24 protein-coding genes, 3 tRNA genes and 1 pseudogene are annotated in these 25,910 nt (G+C 62.6%); 13 read left to right on the top strand and 15 right to left on the bottom strand.

From position 1 onward, the window contains the following. Positions 1–9: 9 nt before the first annotated feature. Both PTE30175_RS08185 and PTE30175_RS08180 read right to left on the bottom strand, forming a co-directional pair. Positions 10–4,005, bottom strand: a complete 3,996-nt coding sequence (locus PTE30175_RS08185) for a DUF3683 domain-containing protein (RefSeq protein ID WP_150696570.1) — start codon at positions 4,003–4,005, stop codon at positions 10–12. A 476-nt stretch (positions 4,006–4,481) separates the two neighbouring features. Further along, positions 4,482–5,057, bottom strand: coding sequence for a YqaA family protein (locus PTE30175_RS08180; protein ID WP_150696569.1), 576 nt, complete (start codon positions 5,055–5,057; stop codon positions 4,482–4,484). A 300-nt stretch (positions 5,058–5,357) separates the two neighbouring features. Here PTE30175_RS08180 and PTE30175_RS08175 point away from each other — a divergent pair, with 300 nt between their 5' ends. The 4 genes from PTE30175_RS08175 to queF all read left to right on the top strand — a co-directional run bounded on the left by PTE30175_RS08175 (position 5,358) and on the right by queF (position 9,377). After that, on the top strand, positions 5,358–5,975 hold the full coding sequence (locus tag PTE30175_RS08175; RefSeq protein WP_150696568.1) for a nucleotidyltransferase family protein: 618 nt from the start codon (positions 5,358–5,360) through the stop codon (positions 5,973–5,975). 111 nt (positions 5,976–6,086) lie between these two features. Further along, entirely contained in the window at positions 6,087–7,616 is a 1,530-nt protein-coding gene (ilvA, locus tag PTE30175_RS08170; RefSeq protein ID WP_150696567.1) for a threonine ammonia-lyase, biosynthetic, read from the top strand. A 38-nt stretch (positions 7,617–7,654) separates the two neighbouring features. Further along, complete coding sequence (locus tag PTE30175_RS08165; protein ID WP_150696566.1) at positions 7,655–8,563, top strand: 5'-nucleotidase; 909 nt, start codon at positions 7,655–7,657, stop codon at positions 8,561–8,563. Beyond that, positions 8,553–9,377: an NADPH-dependent 7-cyano-7-deazaguanine reductase QueF gene (queF, locus tag PTE30175_RS08160; RefSeq protein ID WP_150696565.1), complete on the top strand. Its 825-nt coding sequence runs from the start codon at positions 8,553–8,555 to the stop codon at positions 9,375–9,377. The genes PTE30175_RS08165 and queF overlap by 11 nt, the downstream gene beginning before the upstream one ends. A 41-nt stretch (positions 9,378–9,418) precedes the next feature. On the opposite strand, the gene PTE30175_RS08155 is transcribed toward queF, so the two are convergent. The 3 genes from PTE30175_RS08155 to PTE30175_RS08145 form a co-directional block, all read right to left on the bottom strand. Beyond that, entirely contained in the window at positions 9,419–9,808 is a 390-nt protein-coding gene (locus PTE30175_RS08155) for a RidA family protein (protein ID WP_150696636.1), read from the bottom strand. A gap of 87 nt (positions 9,809–9,895) precedes the next feature. After that, positions 9,896–11,374, bottom strand: a complete 1,479-nt coding sequence (locus PTE30175_RS08150; protein WP_150696564.1) for an N-acyl-D-amino-acid deacylase family protein — start codon at positions 11,372–11,374, stop codon at positions 9,896–9,898. Position 11,375: 1 nt separating this feature from the next. Next, positions 11,376–12,275, bottom strand: coding sequence for a MurR/RpiR family transcriptional regulator (locus tag PTE30175_RS08145; RefSeq protein WP_150696563.1), 900 nt, complete (start codon positions 12,273–12,275; stop codon positions 11,376–11,378). A 141-nt stretch (positions 12,276–12,416) separates the two neighbouring features. On the opposite strand from PTE30175_RS08145, the gene PTE30175_RS08140 reads away from it, so the two are divergent. Further along, positions 12,417–13,688, top strand: a complete 1,272-nt coding sequence (locus tag PTE30175_RS08140) for an amino acid deaminase (RefSeq protein WP_150696562.1) — start codon at positions 12,417–12,419, stop codon at positions 13,686–13,688. Positions 13,689–13,712: 24 nt separating this feature from the next. On the opposite strand, the gene PTE30175_RS08135 is transcribed toward PTE30175_RS08140, so the two are convergent. Both PTE30175_RS08135 and PTE30175_RS08130 read right to left on the bottom strand, forming a co-directional pair. Next, a complete protein-coding gene (locus tag PTE30175_RS08135; RefSeq protein ID WP_150696561.1) occupies positions 13,713–14,642 on the bottom strand; it encodes a hypothetical protein in 930 nt (309 codons plus the stop codon). Further along, the gene (locus PTE30175_RS08130; RefSeq protein WP_150696560.1) at positions 14,639–14,827 is read right to left on the bottom strand and encodes a hypothetical protein; all 189 of its coding nucleotides are present in this window, start codon (positions 14,825–14,827) and stop codon (positions 14,639–14,641) included. The genes PTE30175_RS08135 and PTE30175_RS08130 overlap by 4 nt, the downstream gene beginning before the upstream one ends. A 147-nt stretch (positions 14,828–14,974) precedes the next feature. On the opposite strand from PTE30175_RS08130, the gene PTE30175_RS08125 reads away from it, so the two are divergent. From PTE30175_RS08125 to PTE30175_RS08110, 4 genes and pseudogenes are all read left to right on the top strand, one after another. After that, positions 14,975–15,448 (top strand): nitrate reductase associated protein, encoded by a 474-nt coding sequence (locus tag PTE30175_RS08125; protein WP_150696559.1) that lies wholly within the window; start codon positions 14,975–14,977, stop codon positions 15,446–15,448. Positions 15,449–15,769: 321 nt separating this feature from the next. Beyond that, positions 15,770–16,252, top strand: a complete 483-nt coding sequence (locus PTE30175_RS08120) for an Hcp family type VI secretion system effector (protein WP_150696558.1) — start codon at positions 15,770–15,772, stop codon at positions 16,250–16,252. Between the two features lie 49 nt (positions 16,253–16,301). Next, positions 16,302–16,820, top strand: a pseudogene (locus PTE30175_RS08115) (DUF2778 domain-containing protein). After that, the gene (locus PTE30175_RS08110) at positions 16,801–17,085 is read left to right on the top strand and encodes a hypothetical protein (protein WP_150696557.1); all 285 of its coding nucleotides are present in this window, start codon (positions 16,801–16,803) and stop codon (positions 17,083–17,085) included. Before PTE30175_RS08115 ends, PTE30175_RS08110 begins: the two are co-directional and overlap by 20 nt. 400 nt (positions 17,086–17,485) lie before the next feature. Here the strand turns inward: PTE30175_RS08110 and PTE30175_RS08105 are convergent, their stop codons facing one another. Continuing rightward, on the bottom strand, positions 17,486–17,755 hold the full coding sequence (locus PTE30175_RS08105; RefSeq protein WP_150696556.1) for a hypothetical protein: 270 nt from the start codon (positions 17,753–17,755) through the stop codon (positions 17,486–17,488). Positions 17,756–18,246: 491 nt separating this feature from the next. Between PTE30175_RS08105 and PTE30175_RS08100 the strand changes: the two genes are divergently transcribed. After that, entirely contained in the window at positions 18,247–18,516 is a 270-nt protein-coding gene (locus PTE30175_RS08100; RefSeq protein ID WP_150696555.1) for a BrnT family toxin, read from the top strand. Further along, the gene (locus PTE30175_RS08095; protein ID WP_150696554.1) at positions 18,500–18,853 is read left to right on the top strand and encodes a BrnA antitoxin family protein; all 354 of its coding nucleotides are present in this window, start codon (positions 18,500–18,502) and stop codon (positions 18,851–18,853) included. The genes PTE30175_RS08100 and PTE30175_RS08095 overlap by 17 nt, the downstream gene beginning before the upstream one ends. Before the next feature lie 62 nt (positions 18,854–18,915). Here PTE30175_RS08095 and PTE30175_RS08090 read toward each other — a convergent pair. The 5 genes from PTE30175_RS08090 to uvrC all read right to left on the bottom strand — a co-directional run bounded on the left by PTE30175_RS08090 (position 18,916) and on the right by uvrC (position 22,298). After that, positions 18,916–18,989, bottom strand: a tRNA-Cys gene (locus tag PTE30175_RS08090). 108 nt (positions 18,990–19,097) lie between these two features. Continuing rightward, positions 19,098–19,173, bottom strand: a tRNA-Gly gene (locus tag PTE30175_RS08085). Between the two features lie 48 nt (positions 19,174–19,221). After that, a tRNA-Gly gene (locus tag PTE30175_RS08080) sits at positions 19,222–19,297 on the bottom strand. Positions 19,298–19,495: 198 nt separating this feature from the next. Further along, the gene (gene pgsA, locus PTE30175_RS08075; protein WP_150696553.1) at positions 19,496–20,089 is read right to left on the bottom strand and encodes a CDP-diacylglycerol--glycerol-3-phosphate 3-phosphatidyltransferase; all 594 of its coding nucleotides are present in this window, start codon (positions 20,087–20,089) and stop codon (positions 19,496–19,498) included. A gap of 163 nt (positions 20,090–20,252) precedes the next feature. Further along, positions 20,253–22,298: an excinuclease ABC subunit UvrC gene (gene uvrC, locus PTE30175_RS08070; RefSeq protein ID WP_150696552.1), complete on the bottom strand. Its 2,046-nt coding sequence runs from the start codon at positions 22,296–22,298 to the stop codon at positions 20,253–20,255. A 113-nt stretch (positions 22,299–22,411) separates the two neighbouring features. On the opposite strand from uvrC, the gene earP reads away from it, so the two are divergent. Both earP and efp read left to right on the top strand, forming a co-directional pair. Beyond that, positions 22,412–23,602, top strand: coding sequence for an elongation factor P maturation arginine rhamnosyltransferase EarP (gene earP / locus PTE30175_RS08065; protein WP_150696551.1), 1,191 nt, complete (start codon positions 22,412–22,414; stop codon positions 23,600–23,602). Between the two features lie 188 nt (positions 23,603–23,790). Next, positions 23,791–24,348: an elongation factor P gene (gene efp, locus PTE30175_RS08060; protein ID WP_150696550.1), complete on the top strand. Its 558-nt coding sequence runs from the start codon at positions 23,791–23,793 to the stop codon at positions 24,346–24,348. Between the two features lie 85 nt (positions 24,349–24,433). On the opposite strand, the gene nagZ is transcribed toward efp, so the two are convergent. Together nagZ and acpS are read right to left on the bottom strand one after the other, a co-directional pair. Next, entirely contained in the window at positions 24,434–25,477 is a 1,044-nt protein-coding gene (gene nagZ / locus PTE30175_RS08055) for a beta-N-acetylhexosaminidase (protein WP_150696549.1), read from the bottom strand. Next, complete coding sequence (acpS, locus tag PTE30175_RS08050) at positions 25,474–25,887, bottom strand: holo-ACP synthase (protein ID WP_150696548.1); 414 nt, start codon at positions 25,885–25,887, stop codon at positions 25,474–25,476. Before acpS ends, nagZ begins: the two co-directional genes overlap by 4 nt. Positions 25,888–25,910: the final 23 nt, after the last annotated feature.

Below are 25,910 nucleotides of genomic sequence, written 5' to 3'. Positions count from 1 at the left end.
CGAGGCGTCTTACACCAGTACGCGCTCGATACCGCCGTTGTTGGCGTCCTTGACGTAGTCCACCAGCCAATCGTTGCCGAGGACGTGCCTGGCGATTTCGACCACGATGTAGTCGGCCTCGACGTTGGCGTCTTCGTTGTATCGCGACAGGCCTTGCAGGCACGACGGGCAGCTGGTCAGGATCTTGACCTGCTCGGTGCCGCCGTCGGCGCGCAGCTTGTCCGCACCCTTGCGCATTTCCTCTTCCTTGCGGAAACGGATCTGCGTCGAGATGTCCGGCCGCGTGACCGCCAGCGTACCCGACTCACCGCAGCACCGGTCGTTTTTTTCGATCTTGTAGCCGTCGTGCTCGCTGCCCATCAACTGGTTCACGAGCTTGACCGGATCCATCGTCTTGATCGGCGTATGGCACGGGTCGTGATACATGTAGCGCGTACCACTCACGCCATCGAGATGCACGCCCTTCTCGAGCAGGAACTCGTGGATGTCGATGATGCGGCATCCGGGGAAGATTTTCTCGAATTCATAGCCGGCGAGCTGGTCGTAGCAAGTCCCGCACGACACCACGACTGTCTTGATGTCGAGGTAGTTGAGCGTGTTGGCCACGCGATGGAACAGCACGCGGTTGTCCGTCACGATCTTCTCGGCCTTGTCACCCTGCCCCGAGCCGCGTTGCGGATAGCCGCAGCAGAGATACCCCGGCGGCAGCACGGTTTGCACGCCGACATTCCACAGCATCGCCTGGGTCGCAAGGCCGACTTGCGAGAACAGGCGTTCCGAGCCGCAGCCCGGGAAGTAGAACACCGCTTCCGAGTCGACAGTCGTCGTCTTCGGATTGCGGATGATCGGGACGATCTTGTTATCCTCGATATCGAGCAGCGCGCGGGCGGTCTTCTTGGGCAGATTGCCCGGCATCTTCTTGTTGACGAAGTGCACGACCTGCTCGCGCACCGGCGGCTTGCCGACCGTGGCGGGCGGGCGCGCCGTCTGCTTCTTCGCGAATTTCTTGAACAGATCGTTGCCGAAACGCTGGGCGCGGTAGCCCCAGTCGATCATCACCTTGCGGGTGAGATTGATGGTCTCGGGATTGGTCGCGTTGAGGAAGAACATGCCGGCCGCCGAGCCCGGATTGAACTTCTTCTTGCCCATCTTGCGCAGCAGATTGCGCATGTTCATCGTCACGTCGCCGAAGTCGATCTTGACCGGGCACGGGGTGACGCACTTGTGACAGACCGTGCAGTGGTCGGCCACATCGTTGAATTCATCCCAGTGCTTGATCGACACGCCACGGCGGGTCTGTTCCTCGTACAGGAACGCCTCGATCAGCAGCGACGTGGCGAGAATCTTGTTGCGCGGGCTGTACAGGAGGTTGGCGCGCGGCACATGGGTGGCGCAAACCGGCTTGCACTTGCCGCAGCGCAGGCAGTCCTTGACGCTGTCGGCGATTGCGCCGATATCCGACTGCTGCATGATGAGCGATTCGTAGCCCATCAAGCCGAAGCTCGGCGTATAGGCATTGCGCAGATCGGCCGGCAGTTCGGGCATGTCGAGAAGCTTGCCCTTGTTGAAGCGCCCTTCCGGATCGACCCGCTGCTTGTACGCGCGAAACTCGCCGATCTCGTCCTCCGTCAGGAATTCGAGCTTGGTGATGCCGATGCCGTGTTCGCCCGAGATGACACCGTCGAGCGAGCGCGCGATGTTCATGATGCGCGCGACCGCCTTGTGGGCGTCCTGGAGCATCTCGTAATTGTCCGAGTTGACCGGGATGTTCGTGTGAACGTTGCCGTCGCCGGCGTGCATGTGCAGCGCGACGAACACGCGGCCATGCAGCACGCGCTTGTGGATGGCTTGCGCTTCGTCGAGGATCGGCTTGAATTCACCGCCGTTGAAGATCTGGCGCAGTTCGCCGCGCAGTTCGGTCTTCCACGAGATGCGGATCGTGCGATCCTGCAGCAGGTCGATCAGGCGTGTTTCCGGGTGCTTGTTGAGGCGGTCGTTCAGCGCGACATTGATCTCGCGGATGCCGTTGCGGTTGAGCAGCGGAATCGCCTCGGCGAGCGGCATTTCGAAATTGTCACGCAGGAACGCCCAGCGCGCGCGCACGTCGCGCAGGAGCGTCAGGGCGCTCTGCACGCGGTCTTCAAGCAGTTCTGCCGACGGAATCTCGTTGGCGTCGTCGGTCTTGCCCAGCGGCAGGTTGCCGGCTTCGAAGAAGGTTTCGAGCGCATCGACGAGTTGCAGCTTGTTCTTCAGCGACAGCTCGATGTTGATGCGTTCGATGTGGTCGGTGTACTCCCCCATGCGCGGCAGGGGGATCACGACGTCTTCGTTGATCTTGAAGGCGTTGGTATGCTTGGCGATGGCGGCGGTGCGCGAGCGGTCGAGCCAGAACTTCTTGCGGGCTTCGGCCGACACGGCCACGAAGCCTTCTCCGCTCTTGGCGTTGGCCAGTCGGATGACTTCCGAGGTCGCCTGTGCAACGGCATTATCGTCGTCGCCGACGATATCGCCGATCAGGACCATCTTCGGAAAGGCGTTGCGCTTCGATTTGGTAGCGTAGCCCACGGCGCGCAGGTAGCGTTCGTCGAGATGTTCGAGACCGGCCAGGATCGCGCCGCCGGCCGCGGTCTGCGCGAACATGTAATCCTTGATCTCGACGATGCTGGGAATGGCTTCACGCGCCTGGCCGAAGAATTCGAGGCAGACGGTACGCGTGTGCGCGGGCATCTTGTGCAGGATCCAGCGGGCGCTCGTGATCAGCCCGTCGCAGCCTTCCTTCTGGATGCCGGGCAGTCCGGCGAGGAACTTGTCGGTGACGTCCTTGCCGAGGCCTTCCTTGCGGAAGCGCTTGCCTTCGATTTCGAGCAGTTCCGAGCGCAGCAGCTTGGCGCCGGGCGGCTGGTTGCCGTCGAACCATTTGAGTTCGAAGCGCGCGACCGGAATGTCGTGGATCTTGCCGAGGTTATGGTCGAGGCGGGTGACTTCAAGCCAATCGCCCTGCGGGTCGACCATGCGCCACCAGGCGAGGTTGTCGAGGGCGGTGCCCCACAGCACGGCCTTCTTGCCGCCGGCGTTCATGGCGACGTTGCCGCCGATGCACGAGGCGTCGATCGAGGTCGGATCGACGGCGAAGACGAGGCCGGCGCGATCGGCGGCATCGGCCACGCGACGCGTGACAACGCCTGCCCCCGAGAAAATGGTGGCGACGGGTTTGGCCACGCCCGGCAGTTCGATGAATTCGACGTCGCCGAGAAATTCAAGTTTTTCGGTGTTGATGACGGCCGAAAAGGGCGTGAGCGGGATGGCGCCGCCGGTGTAGCCGGTACCGCCTCCGCGCGGGATGACGGTCAGGCCGAGTTCGAAGCAGCCCTTGATGAGCGCCGCCATTTCTTCTTCGCTGTCGGGGGTGAGGACGACAAATGGGTATTCAACGCGCCAGTCGGTGGCATCGGTGACGTGCGAGACGCGCGACAGGCCGTCGAACTTGATGTTGTCGCGAGCCGTGGTCTTGCCGAGCACACGCTGGGTACGGCGGCGCAGTTCAGCCATTTTGTCGAACTCGCCGGCAAACGCTTCGACGGCGCGGCGCGCGGCGATGGTCAATTGTTCGACCCGCTCGGCGCGTTCGCGGCCGGTTTCGTCGGCATGTTCTGCGACGTCGGCGCGGCGGCGTTTCTCGATTTCTGTCAGGCGGTGATGGAGGGCGTCGATCAGCAGCTTGCGGCGCTTCGGGTTGTCAAGCAGGTCGTCCTGGAGGTACGGATTGCGGCGCACGACCCAGATGTCGCCGAGCACTTCATACAGCATGCGGGCCGAGCGGCCGGTACGGCGCTCGCTGCGGAGTTCGTCGAGAATGCCCCAGGCGTCTTCGCCCAGCAACCGGATGACGATTTCGCGATCCGAGAACGAGGTGTAGTTGTAGGGAATCTCGCGCAGGCGGGGCGGCTGGGCGGCCACGGCGTGCTTGGCGTCGTGCGGCTCGAATGCGGGCAAGGGTGCGTTCATCTTGTCGGGCTCGTCAGTGCGGCGGTGCATCCGCCGTCGGCGTTCGTCTCGCGAGACGCGCCGGAATATTACAGGTTTTGGGTGTGCGCTTGGAATGCCGGCCCCACGCGGGAATGGCGCGTGCACCGGCAGCGATCAACGAGATCGCCAACTGCCGTGCGAAGACACCGGCGACGGGTTGTGTCCGTCGGCCAGCAGAGCGCGGCGCACGCCGGGCGCTTGGGCCATCGGACGCACCGCGCGGCACAGGGGGGTAAAGCAGAAAAAGCGCATGCCCAGATCTTTGTTCCGGCTGATTAGGAGATGTACCCGGAATTGTACTGCATTGCACCGCAACACGTGGAGTGGCCATGTTATCGGTGCTATTTTTGGGGCCGGATCGGGGTTTGGCGTTCGCGTCAGCCACTTTATCGGCTCAGGACCCGGGAGGCAAAGCGGTCGTGAGCCGGGCAAAGCCTGACGCCGGTCCGCGCCGCTCAGGCCAACAAATGCTTGAGCGGCGCAAAAACCCCTTCCCAGAAGCTTGCCGGCACGTTCAGCAAGAGGGTCGTGACGATGACGTAACGCAAAAACTTGCCGATCGTCATGTATAACAAGCAGGTACGCCAAGGCAGGCGCAGCCAGCCGGCCAGCGTGCATAGCGGATCACCGATCCCGGGCAGCCAGGAAAGCAGCAGGACGGGCGCACCGTGCCGGCGCATCCAGGCAACGTAGCGCTTGCCGAGCGCCGGCTTGCCATGGCTCACCCGGCGTTCGGCCGAGGCATTGCGCGCGTGCCCGTGCGCCCAACGCCGCTTGCGCACGCGAACAACTGCGAGCTTGGCGCCAAAGCCCATCCACCAGTCGATCATGCCGCCAATCGTGTTGCCGGCGGTGGCGACGAAAATCGTGGCCCAGAACATCCCGGGGTTGACGGCGATGTATCCGAAAACCGCCGGTTCCGAGCCAAGCGGCAGTAGCGTGGCGGAAATCAGGGCGATGAGAAAAATGGCAGGCAGGCCAACGGTCGGCAGGGCGAGCAGCCCGAACAGCCACGGAATAAACGGCTCCATGCAATCCTTGAAGGAGAAACGAAAAAAGCCCCGCCCATGCACCCGCCCCAACCACGCGGAACAAGTACGACGCATCCGGCAAACCTGATCCGGCCGTGAAAACGGCCGGAGGTTCCCGCGAATCCCCGTATCCCCCTGGGGGCATGCCGCCGGTAATACGGGTGATTTTCCGGAGGAAAATTATCCGTGTTGGCGGCCCCGGCGGCTCGAGAGAACGCCACCGCCACCCAGGCGACGGTGTTCACCCCCGGCCCCGCAAATTTGCGGCAACCGAGCGAACAGGCGCATAATGGCCGTCTTATGACCCGACATCCGACGCCGCCCGTGGCAATTCTACTGGCTGGCGGGCTCGGTACCCGCTTCGATGCGGCCGGTCGCCGCAACAAGTTGCTGGCGCCGTTGCCCGGCGATCCGGATCACCGCCCCGTGGCCCTGGCCAGCGCCCATGCGCTGCTGGCCGCGTTGCCGCGCGTGATCGCCGTGGTGCGCCCCGATTCGTCCGAACTGGAAAACCTCCTGCTGCAAGCCGGCTGTGAAGTCGTCATGAGCCACGCCACCAAGCGCGGCATGGGCGCAAGCCTGTCCGTCGGCGTGCAAGCGGGCCTCGAAGCGGCCCCTGCAGGGCTCGAACACCTCGAAGGTTGGCTCGTGGCGCTCGCCGACATGCCCTACCTCAAGACGTCAACCATTCGCGCGGTCATTGACGCCATGGGTTCGCCGGACGCCATCGTGGCCCCGCGCTTCGAAGGCCAGCGCGGCCACCCCGTGGGTTTCGGGCCGGAACACACGGCGGCCCTGGCCGCCCTCGACGACGATATCGGCGCGCGCGAGCTCATTCGCGACGGGCACATTACGTTCGTCGATGTCGACGACTCCGGTATTCTGCGCGACATCGACACCCCAGACGACCTCCGTTAGGGCGCGCGCACCCTCGTTTTTCTCAAAGACCAGCGCGACCGCCCCAGCGGCCGCGATGCTCTATCATTGTCCTTTTCATTTTCGATTCACTCACCGACAGAAGAACTCATCATGTCAGACGCAGCCCCGGATTATCTGAAGAAGATCCTCACCGCCAAGGTCTACGACGTCGCCAAGGAAAGCGAGTTGGAGCTGGCGCGCACGCTTTCGATGCGCCTGCACAACCGAATTTTCCTGAAGCGCGAAGATAATCAGACGGTGTTCTCCTTCAAGATTCGCGGCGCGTACAACAAGATGGCGAATCTCTCGGCCGAAGCGCTCGAACGCGGCGTGCTGACGGCCTCCGCCGGCAATCATGCCCAAGGTGTTGCCTACTCTGCCTCGAAACTCGGCTGCAAGGCGGTCATCGTCATGCCGGTCACCACGCCACAGGTCAAGATCGACGCCGTCAAGACCCACGGCGGGCGCGCCGTCGAGGTCGTGCTCGCGGGCGACTCGTATAGCGACGCATACGCGCACGCGATGAAGATCCAGGAAGAACGCGGGCTGACCTTCGTGCCCCCGTTCGACGATCCCGATGTCATCGCCGGCCAGGGCACGATCGCCATGGAAATCCTGCGCCAACATCCGGGCGCGCTGCACGCAATCTTTGTACCGATCGGCGGCGGCGGGCTCGCCGCCGGCGTCGCCGCCTACGTCAAAGCTGTCCGCCCGGAAATCCGGGTGATCGGCGTACAGTCAGTCGATTCCAACGCCATGGCCCAGTCCGTGCGCGAAGGTGAGCGCGTACAACTGGCCGATGTCGGGCTGTTTGCCGACGGCACCGCAGTGAAATACGTTGGCGCGGAAACGTTCCGCCTGTGCCAGGCGTATCTCGACGACGTCGTGCTCGTCGATACGGATCAACTCTGCGCGGCCATCAAGGATGTGTTCCAGGACACGCGCAGCGTGCTGGAGCCTTCCGGCGCGCTGTCGGTCGCCGGCGCCAAGATCTATGCCGAGCGCAACAAGCTCAAGGGCGAAACGCTCGTCGCCATTACCTCGGGCGCAAACATGAACTTCGATCGCCTGCGCTTTGTCGCCGAACGCGCCGAAGTCGGTGAAGCGCGCGAAGGCGTCTTCGCCGTCACGATCCCCGAGGAACGCGGCAGCTTCAAGCGCTTCTGCGAACTGGTCGGCAGCCGCAACGTCACCGAGTTCAATTACCGGATCAGCGAAGCGACGAGCGCGCATATTTTCGTGGGCGTGCAGATCCACAACCGCGATGAAGCCGCGCGCATCGCCGCGAACTTCGAGCGCCACGGTTTCGCCACGCTGGATCTGTCGAACGACGAATTGTCAAAGCAGCACATCCGGTACATGGTCGGCGGCCGTTCGCCGTTGGCGAAGGAAGAAGTGCTTTACCGCTTCACGTTCCCCGAACGCCCGGGTGCGCTCATGAAGTTCCTGTCCTCGATGAGCCCGAACTGGAACATCAGCCTGTTCCATTACCGGAATCAAGGCGCCGACTACAGCAATATCCTCGTCGGCATGCAAGTGCCGCCCGATGAAATGCCGGCGTTCCGCGATTTCCTGGCCTCGCTGGGCTATCCTTATCAGGACGAAAGCGAAAACCCCGCGTACAAGCTCTTCATGGCCTGAACAGGGAATACGGAACACTCACGCTGGATAACGCAGACATGGCGTTTACGCTCGACGACAAACTGGTAGTGGCGATCTCCTCGCGCGCCCTCTTCGACTTCGAAGAAGAGAATCGCGTTTTCGAGACGAGCGACGATCGCGACTATATGCGCATGCAACTCGATCGCATCGACACGCCCGCAAAAGCTGGCGTGGCGTTTCCCCTGGTGAAGAAACTGCTCGCGTTCAACCGGGAAGGCGAACACCGCGTCGAAGTGGTCATGCTCTCGCGCAATGATCCGGTCAGCGGACTGCGTGTGTTCCGTTCTGCGCAAAGCGTCAATCTTCCGATCGAGCGCGGCGTGTTCACGCGCGGGCGGGAACCGTTCCGCTATCTGCACGCGCTGCGCGCCCATCTGTTTCTGTCGGTCAATTCCGATGACGTGCGCGCCGCGCTGAACGCCGGATTCCCGGCCGCGCGCGTGTATCCGGAATCGTCGAAGGTCGCGGAACTGCATCCGAACGAAATCCGCATCGCTTTCGACGGCGACGCGGTCCTGTTTTCGGATGAGGCGGAACAAGTTTTCCAGCGCAACGGTCTCGACGCGTTTCAGTTGCACGAGCGCGAACGCGCAGCGCATCCGCTGCCGCCAGGTCCTTTCAAACCGCTTCTGCAGGCCCTGCATCGCCTGCAGTCGCTAGCAGGCAATGAGGTGCCGGTGCGGCTGCGCACGGCGCTTGTCACGGCGCGCTCGGCCCCCGCGCACGAACGCGCCATCCGTACACTGATGGACTGGCAAATCGACATCGACGAAGCGATGTTTCTCGGCGGTCTCGACAAGGGCGCATTCCTGCGCGAGTTCGAGCCCGATTTTTTCTTTGACGACCAAACACGCCACTGTGAATCGGCCGCTCGTGTCTCGCCGACCGGCCATGTGATCAGCGGCATCGCAAATCATGACGCCTGAAAAGTCCCCGCTCGGCAAGGAAGTCGCCTACACCGAGCAATACGATCCGTCCCTGCTGTTTCCGATCGCGCGCATCGCGGCGCGCCATGAGATTGGCGTGCCTGAGACCCTGCCCTTCTTCGGCGCCGATCTCTGGAACGGCTACGAATTGTCCTGGCTCAACCAGAAAGGCAAGCCGCAGATCGCACTCGTCACGGCGATCGTGCCGGCCGACTCGCCCAATATCGTCGAATCGAAGTCGTTCAAGCTGTATCTCGGTTCGTTCGCCCAAACCCGGCTCGGCGGCAGCGATGCAGTGCGCGCCCTGCTCCAGCAGGATCTGTCCGAAGCGTGCGGCGCTTCCGTCCAGGTGCGCCTCACGGAACCGTCTAACTTCGGCAAACTCCAGCTCGACGAACTCGACGGCCTGCTGCTCGACCGCCTCGACATCGAGACCGACATCTACGTGCCCGACGCTTCACTGCTGCGCGCAGCGAGCGGCGAGCCGCCGGTCGACGAGACGCTGGTGTCGAACCTGCTCAAGTCGAACTGTCCGGTCACCGGCCAACCCGACTGGGGCAGCGTGCAGATCCGCTATGTCGGCGCGCCGATCGACCAGGAAGGGTTGCTGAAGTACATCGTGTCGTTCCGCCGCCATACGGGCTTCCACGAGCAATGCGTCGAGCGCATCTTCATGGACATCATGCGTCAGTGCGCGCCGTCGAAACTCGCTGTCTATGCGCGCTATACGCGCCGCGGCGGCCTCGACATCAACCCGTTTCGCACAAACTTCAATCTGCCGTTGCCCGATAACGCACGCACGGCGCGCCAGTAACACTGGCGGCGCCTGCGCGCCAGGGCCTGTTCACGCTGGCGTTATTCGGGCTTCTTGTAGGCCACGCAATCGACCTCGACCTTGCAGTCGATGACCATGCTCGACACCACGCAGGCGCGTGCCGGGGGGTGCTCGCCAAAGTACTCCTTGAATACCTTGTTGAACGACGCAAAGTCGCGCGGATCGTCCAGCCACACGCCACAACGCATGACGTGCTCGGGGCCGTAACCGGCTTCCTTCAGGATCGCCATCATGTTCTGGATGGCCTTGTGCGATTGCGCGACGATGCCGCCGTCGATCACTTCGCCGTTCTCCATAGGGGTCTGGCCGGACACGAACAGGAAACCGTTCGCTTGCGTCGCGCGCGCGAACGGCATGCGCTGACCGCCGGTGCCTTGACCACCTTCCACGCCAAAACGTTTGATGTCCATCATTGCTCCTGAGAAAGTCGGGGTACGTAAATCGCGATCCGCGCGCGCCGTCACAGCGAATGTCGTGCGCGGACCGCAGGGATCACTTCAGGCGACCGTTGCCGGCGCGGCAATACGCCCACGCTTGAGGAAACGGCCAGCGCGGGCCGGCATCGGCGTTTTGTCGCGGTACGACAGCACGCCGTTGACCCAGACCGCGCGAATGCCATGCGCGGGCTGCATCGGATCGGTGAAGGTGGCGGCATCGGCGACAGTGTCCGGATCAAACAGCACCAGATCCGCCCAATAGCCCTCCTTGACAAGGCCACGATCGGTCAGCCCGAATCGCGCCGCCGACAGCCCTGTCATCTTGTGAACGGCTTCGGCCAACGGAAACAGTTGTTGCTCGCGGCTGTAGCGGCCAAGCACGCGCGGAAACGCGCCCCACAGACGCGGGTGCGGCAACGGATCGTTGGGCAGGCCGTCGGAGCCCACCACCGTGGCGGGATGGCGCAGGATGCGGCGCACGTCGTCCTCGTTCATGCCGTGGTACACCGCGCCGGCCGGCTGCAGGCGTTTCGCCGCTTCCATCAGATCGACACCCCAGCCCGCCGCGATCTCCGCCAACAGTTTGCCGCCCTGTTCCGGATGCGGTTGCGACCAGGTGACCAGAATGTCGAAGTCGTCCGTGACCTGCTTCAGATCGAGGGTCGACGAACTGGCCGCATACGGGTAGCAGTCGCAGCCGATCGGCTGGAAGCGGCTGGCCTTCTCGATCGCGTCGAGGACTTCGCCGCTGCGGCCCCAGTTGTCGACGCCGGCGCATTTCAGATGCGAGACGACCACCGGCACGCGCGTATTGCGGCCGATGCGGAAGGCCTCGTCGAGCGCCTCCAGGATTTCCGCGAACTCCGTGCGCAGATGCGTGGCGTAAAGGCCGCCCGCTTCGGCCAGCGGCTCGGCCAGCGCAACCACCTCGCTGGTCGGCGCTGCATTGGCGTTGGCGTACGCGAGCCCCGTCGACAAGCCGAGCGCGCCACCGTCGAGCGCCTCGCGCAGTTGCGCGCGCATGGCTTCGATCTCGGCGTGGGTCGCCCCCCGGTCGAGCCGGTCCATGTGATTGCTGCGCAGGGCCGTGTGGCCGATCAGCGCCGCCACGTTGACGGCCGGCTGTGCCCGTTCCAGGGCCTCGACATACGACGCGAACGTCGGATAACGGAATGCGTCGGCTTCGCCCAGCAGATTCATCGGATCGGGCGGGTCGCCTGCGAGCGTCACCGGTGCGGCGCTGATGCCACAGTTGCCGACGATCACGGTCGTCACGCCCTGCGACAGTTTGGGAATCATCTCGGGCATGCGCACGACATTGGTGTCGTCGTGCGTGTGAACGTCGATGAAGCCGGGGCTCAGCACCTGGCCTGCGCCATCGATACGTTCGGCCGGCTGCCATTCGGTCAGCGTGCCCGCCGCGCCGATGGCCCGGATGCGGCCGCCGTCGACGACGAGGTCGAAGCGCCCTTCCGGGGCCGGATTGCCGGAGCCGTCGATCAGACGGACGTTGGCAATAAGCGTGTCACAAGGGGTCATGTCAGTCTCCGAGGGGCTGGCGATCGCCGCCGCCCCGATGGGTGTCCAGCACATATTTGATTCGCCGCAGCAGCGCCTGGCTGTGCGGTTGCTGCAGCATGGCGAGTTCGGTCGCCAACACATCCATGGCCAGCAACATCGCATAGCGCGACGACGAGGGCTTGAAGATGAAATCCGTTTCGAGCGCACGCACGGGCAACAGGTCGTCCGCCAGCGCCGCCAATGGCGAACCCGGTGCGGTCACGGCCACCACGGACGCGCCGTATTCCCGTGCGATCGTGCAGGCGCTCAGCAACTCAGGGGTATGTCCCGTCACGGAAAACGCAAGCACGACATCCTCGCGGCTCAACGTGGCCGCCACCATGCGTTGCATGACGGCGTCCTGGTACGTCGCGACGGGGCGCCCCAGGCGAACCAGCCGGTAGCGCGCTTCGTCCGCCATCAACGATGAGCCGCCGCCCATGCCGAAGGCATGGATCATGCGCGCTTGCAGCAGCCGGCCCGCCGCGCGGCGCACCGCCTCCGGCTTCAGCAGCGCGCGGTTCAATTGCAGGACGGACTGGATATCGTCGACGATCCGGTCAGCCGTGGACGATCCCGCCTCGCCCGACGCGCCGGCCCCGGACGCCTGCGTGACAGGCACGCCAAGAAAGCGCTGCCCAACCGCGGCAGCTTGCGCGAGCCTGAGTTTCAGATCGCGCACATCGCGGCACCCCATCGCCTTGGCAAAGCGGGTCACGCTGGCCTCGCTGACGCCCGCCCGTTCAGCCAACGCACCGATCGACGCGCCCGCCGCGCCCGCCACGTCGCCGAGAATTGCGTCGGCGACCTTCTGTTCGGCTTGACGCAAACCGTCACTACGCTCAGCCATGCGCGTCACGATATCAAAGAGATCCGACATATTCCGGCCGACACCGGCCTCCTTCCAGAGATTTCACCTCAACTCTGTTACTTTATAACAAATTCGTGAAAGCCCGCAAATTCAACGCTATCATAGTGACCTGATATGCATTCCAGCGCGTACCCCGAAGGAGACTTTCCAATGAGTGATACAAACTATCAGAGCGGCATGATCGATATCCTGAACAAGGGCCTTGGGGCGATGGACGCGCCGCTCGCGCCTACGGAAACCGCAGGCCTCGGCTGGAATCTGCTGGCGGAAGACCTGAGCCTGCCGGCAGCAGTCCTCTATGAAGACCGTATCGCGCACAATCTCGCGTGGATGCAGCAGTTCGTGCGCGAGTACGGCGCGAAGCTGGCGCCGCACGGCAAGACCACGATGGCGCCAAAGTTGTTCCGCCGTCAACTCGACGGGGGCGCGTGGGGCATCACCCTCGCCACGGCGCAGCAAACGCAAGCCGCTTACGCCCACGGGGTGCGACGCGTGCTGATGGCGAATCAGCTCGTCGGCAAACGGAACATGACGATTGTTGCGGATCTGCTGAAGGATTCCGATTTCGAATTCTTCTGCCTGGTGGATTCGGCGGCCGCGGTGGCGCATCTGGGGCGCTTCTTCCGCGCGCGCCGACAGACCGTTCAGGTGCTGATCGAACTGGGTGTGACGGGTGGCCGCACCGGCGTGCGCGATGCGGGTCAGGAAGACGAAGTGCTCGCGGCGCTCGACGCGTGGCGCGATGCGGTCAGCCTGGCCGGCATCGAAGTGTATGAAGGCGTGCTCGGCACGGAAGCCGACATCCGCGCCTTCCTGCAACGTGCCGTGGCCACCACGCGCGCGCTCGTCGCCGGCGGCCGTATCGCACGTCAACCGGCCATCCTGTCAGGCGCGGGCTCCGCATGGTATGACGTGGTCGCTGAAGAATTCTCGCACAAGGACATGGGCGCGCCGGTCGACGTGGTGCTGCGCCCCGGCTGCTATCTGACGCACGACGTCGGCATCTACAAGGCCGCGCAGGCGCAGATTCAGACCCGCAACCCGATCGCGAAGCAAATGCGCTCGCAACTGCTGCCGGCACTGCAACTGTGGGCCTACGTCCAATCAATTCCGGAACCCGAACGCGCGATCATCGCGCTGGGCAAGCGCGACGCCGCCTTCGACGCCGGCATGCCGGCACCCGCACGGCAATTCCGTCCCGGCGTGAGCAACGCGCCCGCGCCGACGCCGCCGCACTGGGAAGTCACCGGCATGATGGATCAGCACGCCTATCTGCGCATTGAGGCGGGCGACGACATTGCCGTCGGCGACATGATTGCGTTCGACATCTCGCACCCGTGCCTGACGTTCGACAAATGGCGTCACATCCCCGTGCTCGACGACAAGTTCAACGTCATCGATATCGTCCAGACGTTCTTCTGAGCGGCAGCCCCCACAACGGCCACATCAATCGTCCTCGTCGAGCCGATGCAGCACATCGAAGACTTCGCGGAACGCGCAGGCCACGCCCTGCGCGCCGCGTAGAATCCGCAGCCGTTCATCGGGGCCCGGCATACCGACATCGCGCACCCACCGCTCGAGCGCAGCGTCGGGCCGGCCCGGCGCATCGCCCTGCCGGGCATGCGCGCAGACCGCCTCGAATCCGGGCGCTGCAAATGGATAGCGACGCGCCAACGTATTGAACTGAGCAACGATTTCTGCGTCCGAAAGCTGCGCCGACGGCGCATCGAAGAGGGCATGACAGCCCAGGTAGTTGAGCGTATCGCCCGCTGCCTCGATCATGAAGTCGACAAGCGCATGGGTGGCCTCGAAGGCGCCGCTGTCGAGAAAAGTCCGCGCGGACGGACCGCATCGCAACAGCCCGGCGGCCAGCATGGTCGCGTGCCCGCGCCCCTCGCGATAGCGGCGCAACAGCCACGGCCGCATTTGCGGCGCGCTGCACCGTTCAACCGCGACCCGGTTGTGGACGTCGGCCCCTGCCGTGCGGTGGTACAACTGCGCAAGAAACGCGAGCACCTGCACCTCGCTCGACGCGCCGCTCTGAAAACGCGGCCAAAACGGCGATGCGAAAATGCCCGCCATCCAGCGGTCGCAAATCCCGGACATGTCTCGTAGATAAGCGTCCGCGTCAGCATGCACGGCCGGCAAGGCGCACACCGCACCGTGCTCGACCAGGGTATCGAGCCACGTGTCGCGGCTCGGACCTTCCGCGATCATCGTGCCATGCCGTAGGCGATCGAGCCAAACGGTCATGGCGGCGCCGGCTTCCTCAAACGTGCAAGCGACATCGGGGGTATCGACGTGTACCGCGTCGCCCAAGCGCGCCCATCTCGCGTGCGGCGAGGTCATCAACAACATCGGCGTCACGTCGCTCATCGTACGATAACGCCGAGCACAGCCGCCGGATGCCGCGTGACTTTGCGGGTCACGTGCCATGTGATCGCAGCGTCCTGCCCGCGGGCGGGCGGCACCATCACCACCAAGGAAACCGCATGCACATGCGGGGTGTCGAACGTGGCTTCATTCTCGCGGACAAGTGACATACACGGCGCTTCGGTCATGAGGACTCCTTAGGCTTGATGCTTCGCACCTTAGGCTTTCAGCCGGACGCTGTAAATGCATCCGCCGTCTAGGAATCTTCCCATCCGGATTGCGCCCCTTCTGAAAAGGTGGACAATGAGCGGATCAACGCTTCCGGAGAGACCGTCATGCACCTATACGAACGCCTGCCGATTTTCGTGTTCGAGATCGAAGCCTGCGAGAACCTGACATACATCACGATGGCCATACGCTTCAACCTGGATCGCACGGGCCGGCATCTGTCCCTCAAGGACTGGCAGGCGCTACCCTATGCCGCGCGTGAAGCACTCGCCGGCTACATTCCCGGCGATGACGATTTCCCCGCGCGGCTCGATCAACTCGTGAGCGATCATCTGGGGCGCTCGCCCGACACGGCCGGCGACGCGCCCGACATGGCATGGGAAGACACGCACGCGCTGCCGCCCGGCTTGCTCGCGCAGTGCGCACTGGCCGATCTCGCGCCACCATCCGTGGCGGATTGGGCCGGGCTCACGCCGTTTCGCCGCTACGTGCTGACGAAACTCTCGCGCCGCACGGACAAGCAGAATCACTGCTTCGTGCCGGCCATGCTCGAATTTCGCTTGGCGCAGGCCACGCTCTGACTTGAATCGGCCACGAGAACCGTGGCCGGAAAAAGAAAAAGCCCTGACAAGTCAGGGCTTTAAAATTTGGAGGCGGAGGTCGGAATCGAACCGGCGTCCACGGCTTTGCAGGCCGGATAACTTACAATTAATTCAAATACATACAGAACACACCACCGCAAAAACCACCTGAAACTCAGTAGCAATACGTCTTTCGAGCCCACGCTACGTCGATTGCGTCCCATCACATTGGGACTTAGCCCATTGCCAAAGTACCCTGTGCCGCGATATCAGTAACGGCCTCGCGCGAACATCGCGCTTACCTACTTGGAGATGGACGTTATGGCAATTCCAGCGCATCTGTGGCTCAAGGATGACGGCGGCACCGACATCAAGGGCTCCTCGACCGTTCAGGGACGAGAGGGAAGTATCGAGATCATTGGATTCAGCCACGGCCTTACGCTGCCCGTGGATGGCCAGAGCGGAATTATCACCGGCACCCGCATGCACTCTCCGATGTCCCTCGAAAAGGAGTTCGATGCGTCGAGTCCGTATCTGTACAAAGCCGTCGCAACGGGTCAAACCCTGGAATCTGCTGAGTTGCGCTGGTATCGAATCAACCACAGCGGGCGCGAGGAGCTGTATTTCGCGATGCTGCTCGAAGACGTGAAGATCACCGGCGTCAATCCCGGGATGGCGAATACCAAGGTGATGAGCATGTCACAGCTCAATCACATGGAGTCCGTTTCCATGATGTACGAGCGCATCACATGGCATTACACCGACGGCAATATCAAGTTCACCGATGCGTGGAATGACCGCTAATTGGCACTGGGGCATGCCCCTTTTTCTCAACAGCATCGGGAACTGATTCATGGCGTTATACGGCAAGTTTGTGGTCAATAACGAGACCCTGGCCCCGCTGGTTATCAATGGCGTCGGCACCTATCTGGCGTTTTCCGGGGATGGCGCTTATCGAAATCGGGGGGGATGCACCGCATTGGCAAGTCGTGGGCCGATACCCGCTGGAAAATACTGGATCGTCGATCGCCCCGCTGGCGGCAACTTATCCAGGGCCTCGCAATGGATGAAAGACTTGAGCATCAGCGCTTTGAAGCGTTTCGTCGATCACCGAGAATAGTTCGCGCTCTATCGGGACGATGGCCGAATCGATGATCAAACGTGGGTTAGCGGCGTAAGTCGAGGGCTTTTCCGGCTTCACCCAGTGGGCGGCAGCGGCGTTTCTCAAGGCTGCATCACGCTGCCTAGTCGTGTGGAATTCTTGCAGATTCGTCGCGCACTCCTTAACACAAGTCCGGTGCCCGCTCGCAATTCCGGACTTATGGCGTACGGCTGCATCGAGGTGATCACGCATGGCAACACTTGTCCGTAGGGCCTATAAAACCCTGCTTTTTCTGGTCATCTTGTTATATTCGGCCAAATACGTACATACCTACCCGATTCCCATGCCGGATGATCAGTTGGAATTCTGGTACCGCATGTCAGGCAGATTAAATATTCGGAACCCCGAGGATCTATGGATTCCCACGATGTGGGTCTGCCAACTCGTCACCACGATTGTCGTCCACGTGCTGATCATCCGGCTGTGGCGAATCTGTGCTCGACGCTTCTGGAAGGACACCCCGCACGAGCATTGAGCCTCTCAAAGCAGGCGGGCGGGCGTGGGGCCGGCATGCACGGCGCTTATCGAAACCGAGGCGGTTGCACCGCTTTGGTCGGCATCGTACCGATTTCGGCCAGTAGATATTGGATCGTGGACCGGCCCACTGGCGGGCTGCGCTGTACGGCGTGGGCGGTACTGGCAATTCCTTCGGTTGCATTACTTTGCCGAGCCGCTCCGACTTCACGCCCATTCGTCGTGCACTTCTGAATACTCCCACAGTTGCCGCGACTGACTCTGGTCAAAATACATACGGCTGGATTGACGTGATCGCCCATGGAAGCACTTGTCCGTAGACCGTCCAAGACCGTCCTGTTCCTTTCCGTTTTAGTCCTGTCGATTCGAGATGTAGACATACCGCTACCGCTGTCGGACCATCATATGATGCTTTGGGTGAACACCTCCCGGAGAGTTGGGACCGAATCTCCCGAAAGCGCAATTGCGATCGCGCCAACATACACGCCGCGAGCGACCTCGTGCGCCCCTCGGGCATCGTTCATCCGATGGTAGGTGTCGTAGTCGAAGCTCTGCATCGGATGAGGCGAGGTCTCAGCAGCGCGCGTGAAGAGTTCCTCAAGCCGGCCCTCGAGATGCCAGGCTTCGGGCACCGGAACGACCGAGATCATCGTGCGGGACTGTTTCATCACGTAATGGAGATCTCATAACCTCAACCTCTCGAACCACCCGGTGCGGACCCGCACGCCGGTGTGGCAGGCGTGCGGCCCTCACCGCTGTCCCCTATGCCGATTGGGCGGCAATAGACATATTGCGGTCAAGAACGCAAATGACATGAATTCGGCTGGCGAGCCCCCATTTCAGGCGAGGAAGATTCGCATTTTCCACTCGCCACACGTTCCCCTCCCCCTCGAAGGTCTTTCGCATTCGGCACGGTATTCCAACCCACGAATGGCGGGTGAGACCGCCCCCCTGGCCATTCAGCACACAGGCGCAGTGGGGACCAGAGTCACGCACACGAGGCGCCTTCCCCCAAACGCACTCGCCACCGAATCTGTATAAGCAGATCGCAGCTACATGCCATCACTGATCACGCCGCCAGTCCAAGCGCTGCGCGATGGGCAATCTGATCCGCAGGCAGAAATCTTATTGACGCCCACTATTTAATGCCCATACAATAATTATGTCCATCGAGTTCGATGCCACCAAGAACCAGATAAATCTAGCGAAGCACGGCATTTCGTTGGCGTTCGCCGAATCGTTCGAACTGGAGATCGCGCAGATCTCTCCCGACGACCGCTTCGAGTACAACGAAGCCCGATTTATTGCAGTCGGCCCCATCGGGGATCGTATCCACGTGATGATCTATACGATGAGAGGCGACACGATACGCGTCATCAGCCTGCGTAAAGCAAATCGTCGCGAGGTACTGAAATATGTCAACGAAGCGTAAGTTTCACATTCCCACCGACGCCGAGGATGCGGCGCTAACTCGCGCCGCTGCGTCGGATCCCGACAATCCTCCGCTAAATGACCAACAACTTGCCAAACTGAGGCCAGCACGAAAGGCACTCCCGGAACTGCTGGGAACGGACAGAGCAGAAGCCATTTTGAAGCGCCGCGGCCGCCCTGCCCTCCCCGTGACCGAGCGAAAGGTGACGTTGAACATGCGCGCCGACAGGGAAGTGGTTGAAGCGTTCAAGGCAACCGGCGATGGATGGCAGACGCGCATTAATGAGGTGCTGCGCGAGTACGCACAATCGCATCACATGCTGGAAACGCAAGCTTGAATCGGCCACGAGAACCGTGGCCGGAAAAAGAAAAAGCCCTGACAAGTCAGGGCTTTAAAATTTGGAGGCGGAGGTCGGAATCGAACCGGCGTCCACGGCTTTGCAGGCCGCTGCATAACCACTCTGCCACCCCGCCAGGGGTTTGCTGCATTTCACCACCGATGTTCCCATCGACAGCACCCACCGGAACGATCGCCAGGGGCTTCAGCAAATAAAAAGGGAAGCCCAGGCTTCCCTCTGGATTTGGAGCGGGAGACGAGTCTCGAACTCGCGACCTCAACCTTGGCAAGGTTGCGCTCTACCAACTGAGCTACTCCCGCAATGCACGAGCACATCACAATAACCACCGATATGCTCCAGCGCGAAACTGGAGCGGGAGACGAGTCTCGAACTCGCGACCTCAACCTTGGCAAGGTTGCGCTCTACCAACTGAGCTACTCCCGCATTGCACTGCATTGCTGCATCACCGGCGCCAAACACCTGCACAGCGATGACTTCTTAAAACTTCGCTGCCAGGGCAGTTGCCGTAGCAGCGAGAATGAGATTATGTCGAAACCCGATTTCGCTGTCAAGCGTCTTTGCCGCCGGAACGCAAAATTTCTCGTCTTCGCCCGCCGCAAACCCGCATGCCTAGGGCCTGCGCTAAAGCTTCGCGCCGCCCCGCTCACGAATCTGCGGCCACGCGCGGCGCAAATAGTACAGCATCGACCACAAGGTCAGCACCGCTGCCACGTAAATCAGCCACGTACCCCACACGCGCGAATCGAACGCGAGGCCCGCCCACGTCAACGTGCCGTTGAACAGCAGCATCGGAATCGCCACCATCTGCGCCGCCGTCTTGATCTTGCCCAACGAGTGCACCGCAACGCTACGCGACGCGCCGATCTGCGCCATCCATTCCCGCAATGCCGAAATCGTGATCTCCCGGCCGATGATCACCAGCGCGATCATGCCGTTGATCCGCCCCAGCTGAAGCAGCATCAGCAGCGCCGCCGCCACCATCAGCTTGTCCGCCACCGGATCCAGAAACGCCCCGAATGCCGACGTCTGATCCAGGCGGCGCGCCAGATAACCGTCGAACCAGTCAGTGAGCGCCGCCAGCACGAAAATCGCGCACGCCACCCAGTTCATCTGCATCGACGTTATCCAATCCGCCGGCAAATAGTAGACACCGACCATCAACGGAATCAGCACGATCCGGAGCCAGGTCAGAAAAATGGGCAGGTTGAATGGCATGGCAGCATGAGTTCGGCAAGCGCAGTCGACACACGGCCCGCTCGGCGGCCGTACCAGACCCGCATTGTGCCGTGTCTGCCCCATTGTCACAAGATTTGACCGGCGACCCGCCCTCCCTGCGGCGCCCGCGAGGCCGATTCGGCCGCCGCCGCGCGCACCGGCATCAATGCAGTTGGCGATAGATCTGTTCCGCGAGCGTGGACGAAATGCCCTCGACGCTGGCGAGCTCGTCGACGCTGGCCGCCATCACCCCCTGCAGGCCGCCAAAGCGCGTGAGCAGGCGTTGCCGGCGTTTCGCACCGATGCCTTCGATTTCGTCGAGACGGGACCCCTGCCGCGCCTTCGCCCGCTTGGCGCGCATGCCCGTGATCGCAAAACGGTGCGCCTCGTCGCGAATCTGCGCGATGAGCATCAGCACCGAACTCTCGCGGCCCAACGCCAATGGCGCGCGTCCATCGGCAAAAATCAGCGTCTCGAGCCCGACCTTGCGGCCCTCGCCCTTCGCCACGCCGACAAGCCGGCCGATATCGATGCCCAACTCCTCGAACACCTGCCGCGCCACTTCGACCTGCCCCTTGCCGCCATCGATCAGCACGAGCTGCGGCAGGTTCGCTTCCATGCCGCCGGAGGTCGTCGTCTCGGCCGCCGGCGCCGCCGTCATCTCCGTCGAAGCCACGGCCAGCGCGATATCGGCCTCGACGGACGACGTATCCCCCTTGGCCGCCACCTCGGCGACAGGCACGTCGTCTTCCGCGGCCGCCGCCGCTTCCATCAATCGCCCGTAGCGGCGTGTCAGCACCTGACGCATCGCGGCGTAGTCATCTCCCGGCGTGATGCCGGTGATATTGAAGCGCCGATACTCGCTGTTCTGCATCTTGTGATGATGAAACACGACGCATGAGGCCTGCGTCGCCTCGCCGGCGGTATGGCTGATGTCAAAACACTCCACCCGCAATTCGCCCGCATCGTCGAGTTCGAGACCGAGCGTTTCCATCAGCGCATGCGTGCGCGCCTGCTGACTGCCCTGCTCGGTCAGCAAGCGTGTGATCGCAAGCTGCGCACCCTGCTGCGCCATTTCCAGCCAGGCGCGCCGCTGCCCTTGCGGCTGACGGACCACGGCAATCCGGCGCCCCGCCTGCTCGCACAACGCGGCAAGCAGTTCGTCGCCCGGCAGCGGGTGGCTGACAATCAGCACGGGCGGCACACCCTGCCCCAGATAATGCTGCGCCACGAACGCTTCCAGAAGGCGCGACTCCAGCGAACCGGCCTCGCCTTCGATCTCGACGTCTTCGACCGTACCGTCGAGATGCGTGGGGAAATACGCCTTGTCGCCCAAGTGACGGCCGCCGCGCACCATCGCGAGATTCACGCACGCGCGCCCGCCCTGGAACACGACGGCGAGGATATCGGCGTCGACGTCGCCCGCCGTCTCGACGGATTGCTGCTGCAACACGCCGGACAGCGCCTGCATCTGATTGCGCACGGCGGCCGCCTGCTCGAACTTGAGCGCATTGGAATAGGCGAACATTTTCTCTTCGAGCGTCTTCAGCACTTCCGACTGACGTCCCGACAGGAATGCGCTCGCGTTCGCCACGTCGCGCGCGTAGTCCTCATCGCTCACCGCACCGACGCACGGCGCGCTGCAACGATGGATCTGATGCAGCAGACACGGGCGCGTACGATTCGTGAACACGGAATCCTCGCAAGTCCGCAGTTGAAACACCTTTTGCAGAATCTGAATGCTTTCGCGAACTGCCCAAGCGCTTGGGAATGGCCCGAAATACTGTGCCTGCCGATCGATCGCGCCGCGGTAGTACGCCATGCGCGGGTATTTGTGCCCCGTGAGCTTGAGGAACGGATACGACTTGTCGTCGCGAAAGAGGATGTTGTACTTCGGCTGCAGCGCCTTGATGAGATTGTTCTCGAGCAGCAGCGCTTCGGTTTCCGAACGCGTGACGGTGGTCTCGAGCTTCGCGATGCGGTTGACCATCAGCGCAATGCGCGGCGACAACTGGGTCTTGTTGAAGTAGCTCGACACACGCTTCTTCAGATCGCGCGCCTTGCCCACGTACAGCACGTTACCGGCCGCATCGTAATAGCGGTATACGCCGGGCAGATGCGGCAACTGTGCCAGCACGGTGCGGGCATCGAAACAGGACGCGTCCTCCAGGGGGACTGCCTTCGGGGTGCCGTTGACGTCTTCGATCATCGGAAAATTCTGTGTGACGGGCCCGGAACGGCCCGCAAAACCGCGCGGCGGCGACGCCTGTGCGGTTACGGCTAAAATTGGAAGTTTAGACCAATCCCGCCCGGCACCTTCCAATGGTTTCTCCACGCGCACTCCGCTGCGACATTTTCTGTACGGTCGTCGACAATTACGGCGACATCGGCGTGTGCTGGCGTCTGGCCCGCCAGTTCGCGCGGGAACACGGGTGGCAGGTGCGGCTTTGGGTCGACGATTTGAAAAGCTTCGCCCGTTTGCGCCCCGAAATCGATGCGGATCGCGCTGCCCAGACGTTCGACGGCGTCGACGTGCGCCGCTGGGGCGCGCCGTTCGCCGAATGCGCCCCCGCCGAGGTGGTCATCGAGGCCTTCGCCTGCAATGTGCCCGACCCTTATCTGCGCGCCATGCAGGCGCAAAAGACCGCCGGCAAGCCGCCGGCCTGGATCAATCTCGAGTATCTCAGTGCGGAAGACTGGGTCGGCGATTGTCATTTGCAGCGATCGGTTCATCCGCAGCTCGGTCTGGCGAAGACGTTCTTCTTCCCGGGCTTCACGGCGAAAACCGGTGGACTGGCGCGAGAAAACGACCTGTTTGCACGCCGCGATACCTGGCTCGCGTCGGAAGACGCCCAAAACGCCGATTGGCAAGCCCTGGGACTGCCGCCAAAGCCTGAGCACGCGTTGACGATTTCGCTGTTCGCCTATGAAAACGCTGCCCTGCCGTCGTTGCTCGACCAGTGGGCGGCGCACGACCGCCCCGTCGTCTGCCTCGCGCCGCAAGGCCGGATCGTGCCGGCCGTCGCGCATTATTTCGGGAGGGAAGCACTGCCGCCCGGCGCCTCGGCCACGCGCGGCGCCCTGACCGTCCATGGCTTGCCGTTCGTGCCGCAGGACCGGTTCGACGCGCTCCTCTGGGGGTGCGACCTCAATTTCGTCCGGGGCGAAGATTCGTTCGTGCGCGCGCAATGGGCGGCAAAGCCGTTCGTGTGGCATATTTATCCGCAGGAGGACGACGCGCACCGTGACAAGCTCGATGCCTTTCTCGCACAGTATCTGGCCCATGTCCCGGCACCGGACGCGCCGCCCCCCCTCGCCGCCCCCGCCGTAGAGGCGTTGCGGACGTTCTGGCACCTGTGGAACGGATTTGCGCAGGTGAGGCCCAACTGGCCCGCGCTGTCCGCACAATTGCCGGCGCTCGCGCACCACGCACGCGCGTGGGCCGCATGGATCGGGGCCCGCAGCGACCTTGCGCAACAGTTGGCAAGGTTCGCGGAAAATCAGGTAAAATAACTGGTTATTCAACGCTTTGCTGCTGAATCTGCTGCCGCTGTACAAGCCACGGGACGTTCGGTCAGGCCAATCGGCCTTGATGCGCGCGGCCTACGGAGGACACTACCGGGAATGCGGGGGAAGAAGGCGGGCGAGGAAGCGCTAAACAAGCGGCAAATCGCTTATTTCGTCATAGGATTTATTTTTTTATGAAAACCGCTCAGGAACTCCGCGTTGGCAACGTCGTCATGATCGACGGTACCGCCCAGGTTGTCGTCAAGGCCGAATACAACAAGTCGGGGCGTAACTCCGCTGTCGTCAAGATGAAGTTCAAGAAGCTGCAGGGCGTTGGCTCCAGCGAATCCGTCTACAAGGCCGACGACAAGTTCGAAGACGTCCGCCTCGATCGCCAGGACGTGACCTACTCGTACTTCGCCGATCCGGCCTATGTCTTCATGGACGCCGACTTCAACCAGTATGAAGTCGATGCCGAAAACCTCGGCGACGCCCTGCACTACCTCGAAGAAGGCATGGCTTGCGAAGTCGTGCTGTTCAACGAACAAGCCATCTCGGTCGAACTGCCAACCACGATCGTGCGCGAAATCACGTACACGGAACCGGCCGTCAAGGGCGATACGTCGTCGGGCAAGGTGCTCAAGCCCGCCAAGATCGCTACCGGCTTCGAAATCTCCGTGCCGCTGTTCTGCACGACCGGCGACAAGATCGAAATCGATACGCGCACCGGCGAATACCGCAGCCGCGCGTAAGTTATCGCGCCGTGACGGCGCGTGTGCTCCGGCATGCTCGCCCACGCAAGAAAACGCTCGCCCCCTTCTCGGGGCGAGCTTTTTTTTATGGTGCCTCGCAGGCGAAGGCTTGTTCCAGCAACTTCTGGGCGGCCAGGTATTCCGGTTGGGCCTGGAGTTTTTCCCAGCCATAAGCCTTGCCGCGCGCCCTCAGATGTTTGATGCGGCGCTGCGATACCGGATCCTGAATCGTTTTCATTTCGCGCAGCAGTTGGTCCGCCTTGTCCGGACTGTTGCAAATCAGCACCATGTCGCAACCAGCATCGAGCGCCGCATGCGCCGCCGCCACCACGTCCCCGGCCACGCTTGCCCCCTCCATGCTCAGATCGTCACTGAAAATCACGCCGTCGAAACGATGGCGGCCGCGCAGGATGTCCTTGAGCCACACTTTCGAGAAACCCGCAGGATGGGCGTCGACCTTCGGATAAATGACGTGCGCCGGCATGACCGCCGTCAGCGCCATGCCCAACCATGCATATGGCTCGGCGTCGAGCGTGAGGATGTCTTCAAGCGAGCGTTCGTCGACCGGAATCTCATGGTGCGAGTCCGCCGTGACGAATCCATGTCCCGGGAAGTGCTTGCCGCAATTGGCCATGCCGGCCAGCAGCAGGCCATGATTCAGGCTCTTGGCGAGTAATGCGACGATGCGCGGATCGCGATGGAACGAACGGTCGCCGATCACCTCCGATACCCCATAGTCGAGGTCCAGCACCGGCGTGAAACTCAAGTCGATGTCGCAGGTGCGCAGTTCGGCCGCCAGCAGGTAGCCGACCGCCGTCGCCACACGCGTGGCAAGCAGGACATCGCGCTCCCACAGTTCGCCGATCAGGCGCATCGCGGGCAGGCGCGTGAACCCGTCCGTACGGAATCGCTGCACGCGGCCGCCTTCATGGTCGACCGCAATCAGGATATCGTCGCGTACTTCGCGAATCTGCCTGGTCAACGCACACAGTTGCTCGCGGTCGTCGAAATTGCGCGCGAACAGGATTACACCGCCGGTCAGCGGGTGGTCGATACGGCGGATGTCGTCTTCACTGAGGGTCAATCCGACCACGTCCAGCATCACCGGGCCGGGTCTGCGCTTGCTCATTGGGGGGTCTCCGATGGCGTTTTGATCGATGCGATCGCGAAAGCGACCGCGTAGTCCTTCTCGTCGGTGATCGTAATGTCAATGACGAGGTTTCGCGCCGCGAGCCATTCGGCCAGTTCGCCCGAAGCGACCACGACCGGCTTGCCCGAAGGCGCATTGAGGGTTTGCACGGCACGCCACGTCATCGGCCAGCGCATGCCGAGGCCGATCGCCTTCGACACAGCCTCCTTGGCCGCGAAGCGGGTCGACAGGAATGCGAGGCCGCGCACGGCGGATCGCGCCCGGCGCGCGTGGTAAATCTTGAGCTCCTCCGGGCCGAGGATCTTTTCCGCGAAGCGGCCGTGCGTACGCTCCATCACGCCGACGACGCGGCTGATCTGGAGAATGTCGGTGCCGATGCCGTGAATCATGGGCTCAGGCCTCGCAGGTCGAA

The organism is Pandoraea terrae, assembly GCF_902459695.1.
GTDB classification, from domain to species: Bacteria; Pseudomonadota; Gammaproteobacteria; order Burkholderiales; family Burkholderiaceae; genus Pandoraea; species Pandoraea terrae.
This window is presented reverse-complemented; position numbering and strand designations above follow the sequence as displayed.

Excerpts from the sequence above, each read along its gene's own strand:
- PTE30175_RS08185 (WP_150696570.1), bottom strand. The coding sequence starts at position 4,005 with ATGAACGCACCCTTGCCCGCATTCGAGCCGCACGACGCCAAGCACGCC.
- PTE30175_RS08180 (WP_150696569.1), bottom strand. The coding sequence starts at position 5,057 with ATGGAGCCGTTTATTCCGTGGCTGTTCGGGCTGCTCGCCCTGCCGACC.
- PTE30175_RS08175 (WP_150696568.1), top strand. The coding sequence starts at position 5,358 with ATGACCCGACATCCGACGCCGCCCGTGGCAATTCTACTGGCTGGCGGG.
- ilvA (WP_150696567.1), top strand. The coding sequence starts at position 6,087 with ATGTCAGACGCAGCCCCGGATTATCTGAAGAAGATCCTCACCGCCAAG.
- PTE30175_RS08165 (WP_150696566.1), top strand. The coding sequence starts at position 7,655 with ATGGCGTTTACGCTCGACGACAAACTGGTAGTGGCGATCTCCTCGCGC.
- queF (WP_150696565.1), top strand. The coding sequence starts at position 8,553 with ATGACGCCTGAAAAGTCCCCGCTCGGCAAGGAAGTCGCCTACACCGAG.
- PTE30175_RS08155 (WP_150696636.1), bottom strand. The coding sequence starts at position 9,808 with ATGGACATCAAACGTTTTGGCGTGGAAGGTGGTCAAGGCACCGGCGGT.
- PTE30175_RS08150 (WP_150696564.1), bottom strand. The coding sequence starts at position 11,374 with ATGACCCCTTGTGACACGCTTATTGCCAACGTCCGTCTGATCGACGGC.
- PTE30175_RS08145 (WP_150696563.1), bottom strand. The coding sequence starts at position 12,275 with ATGTCGGATCTCTTTGATATCGTGACGCGCATGGCTGAGCGTAGTGAC.
- PTE30175_RS08140 (WP_150696562.1), top strand. The coding sequence starts at position 12,417 with ATGAGTGATACAAACTATCAGAGCGGCATGATCGATATCCTGAACAAG.
- PTE30175_RS08135 (WP_150696561.1), bottom strand. The coding sequence starts at position 14,642 with ATGAGCGACGTGACGCCGATGTTGTTGATGACCTCGCCGCACGCGAGA.
- PTE30175_RS08130 (WP_150696560.1), bottom strand. The coding sequence starts at position 14,827 with ATGACCGAAGCGCCGTGTATGTCACTTGTCCGCGAGAATGAAGCCACG.
- PTE30175_RS08125 (WP_150696559.1), top strand. The coding sequence starts at position 14,975 with ATGCACCTATACGAACGCCTGCCGATTTTCGTGTTCGAGATCGAAGCC.
- PTE30175_RS08120 (WP_150696558.1), top strand. The coding sequence starts at position 15,770 with ATGGCAATTCCAGCGCATCTGTGGCTCAAGGATGACGGCGGCACCGAC.
- PTE30175_RS08110 (WP_150696557.1), top strand. The coding sequence starts at position 16,801 with ATGGCAACACTTGTCCGTAGGGCCTATAAAACCCTGCTTTTTCTGGTC.
- PTE30175_RS08100 (WP_150696555.1), top strand. The coding sequence starts at position 18,247 with ATGTCCATCGAGTTCGATGCCACCAAGAACCAGATAAATCTAGCGAAG.
- PTE30175_RS08095 (WP_150696554.1), top strand. The coding sequence starts at position 18,500 with ATGTCAACGAAGCGTAAGTTTCACATTCCCACCGACGCCGAGGATGCG.
- pgsA (WP_150696553.1), bottom strand. The coding sequence starts at position 20,089 with ATGCCATTCAACCTGCCCATTTTTCTGACCTGGCTCCGGATCGTGCTG.
- uvrC (WP_150696552.1), bottom strand. The coding sequence starts at position 22,298 with ATGATCGAAGACGTCAACGGCACCCCGAAGGCAGTCCCCCTGGAGGAC.
- earP (WP_150696551.1), top strand. The coding sequence starts at position 22,412 with ATGGTTTCTCCACGCGCACTCCGCTGCGACATTTTCTGTACGGTCGTC.
- efp (WP_150696550.1), top strand. The coding sequence starts at position 23,791 with ATGAAAACCGCTCAGGAACTCCGCGTTGGCAACGTCGTCATGATCGAC.
- nagZ (WP_150696549.1), bottom strand. The coding sequence starts at position 25,477 with ATGAGCAAGCGCAGACCCGGCCCGGTGATGCTGGACGTGGTCGGATTG.
- acpS (WP_150696548.1), bottom strand. The coding sequence starts at position 25,887 with ATGATTCACGGCATCGGCACCGACATTCTCCAGATCAGCCGCGTCGTC.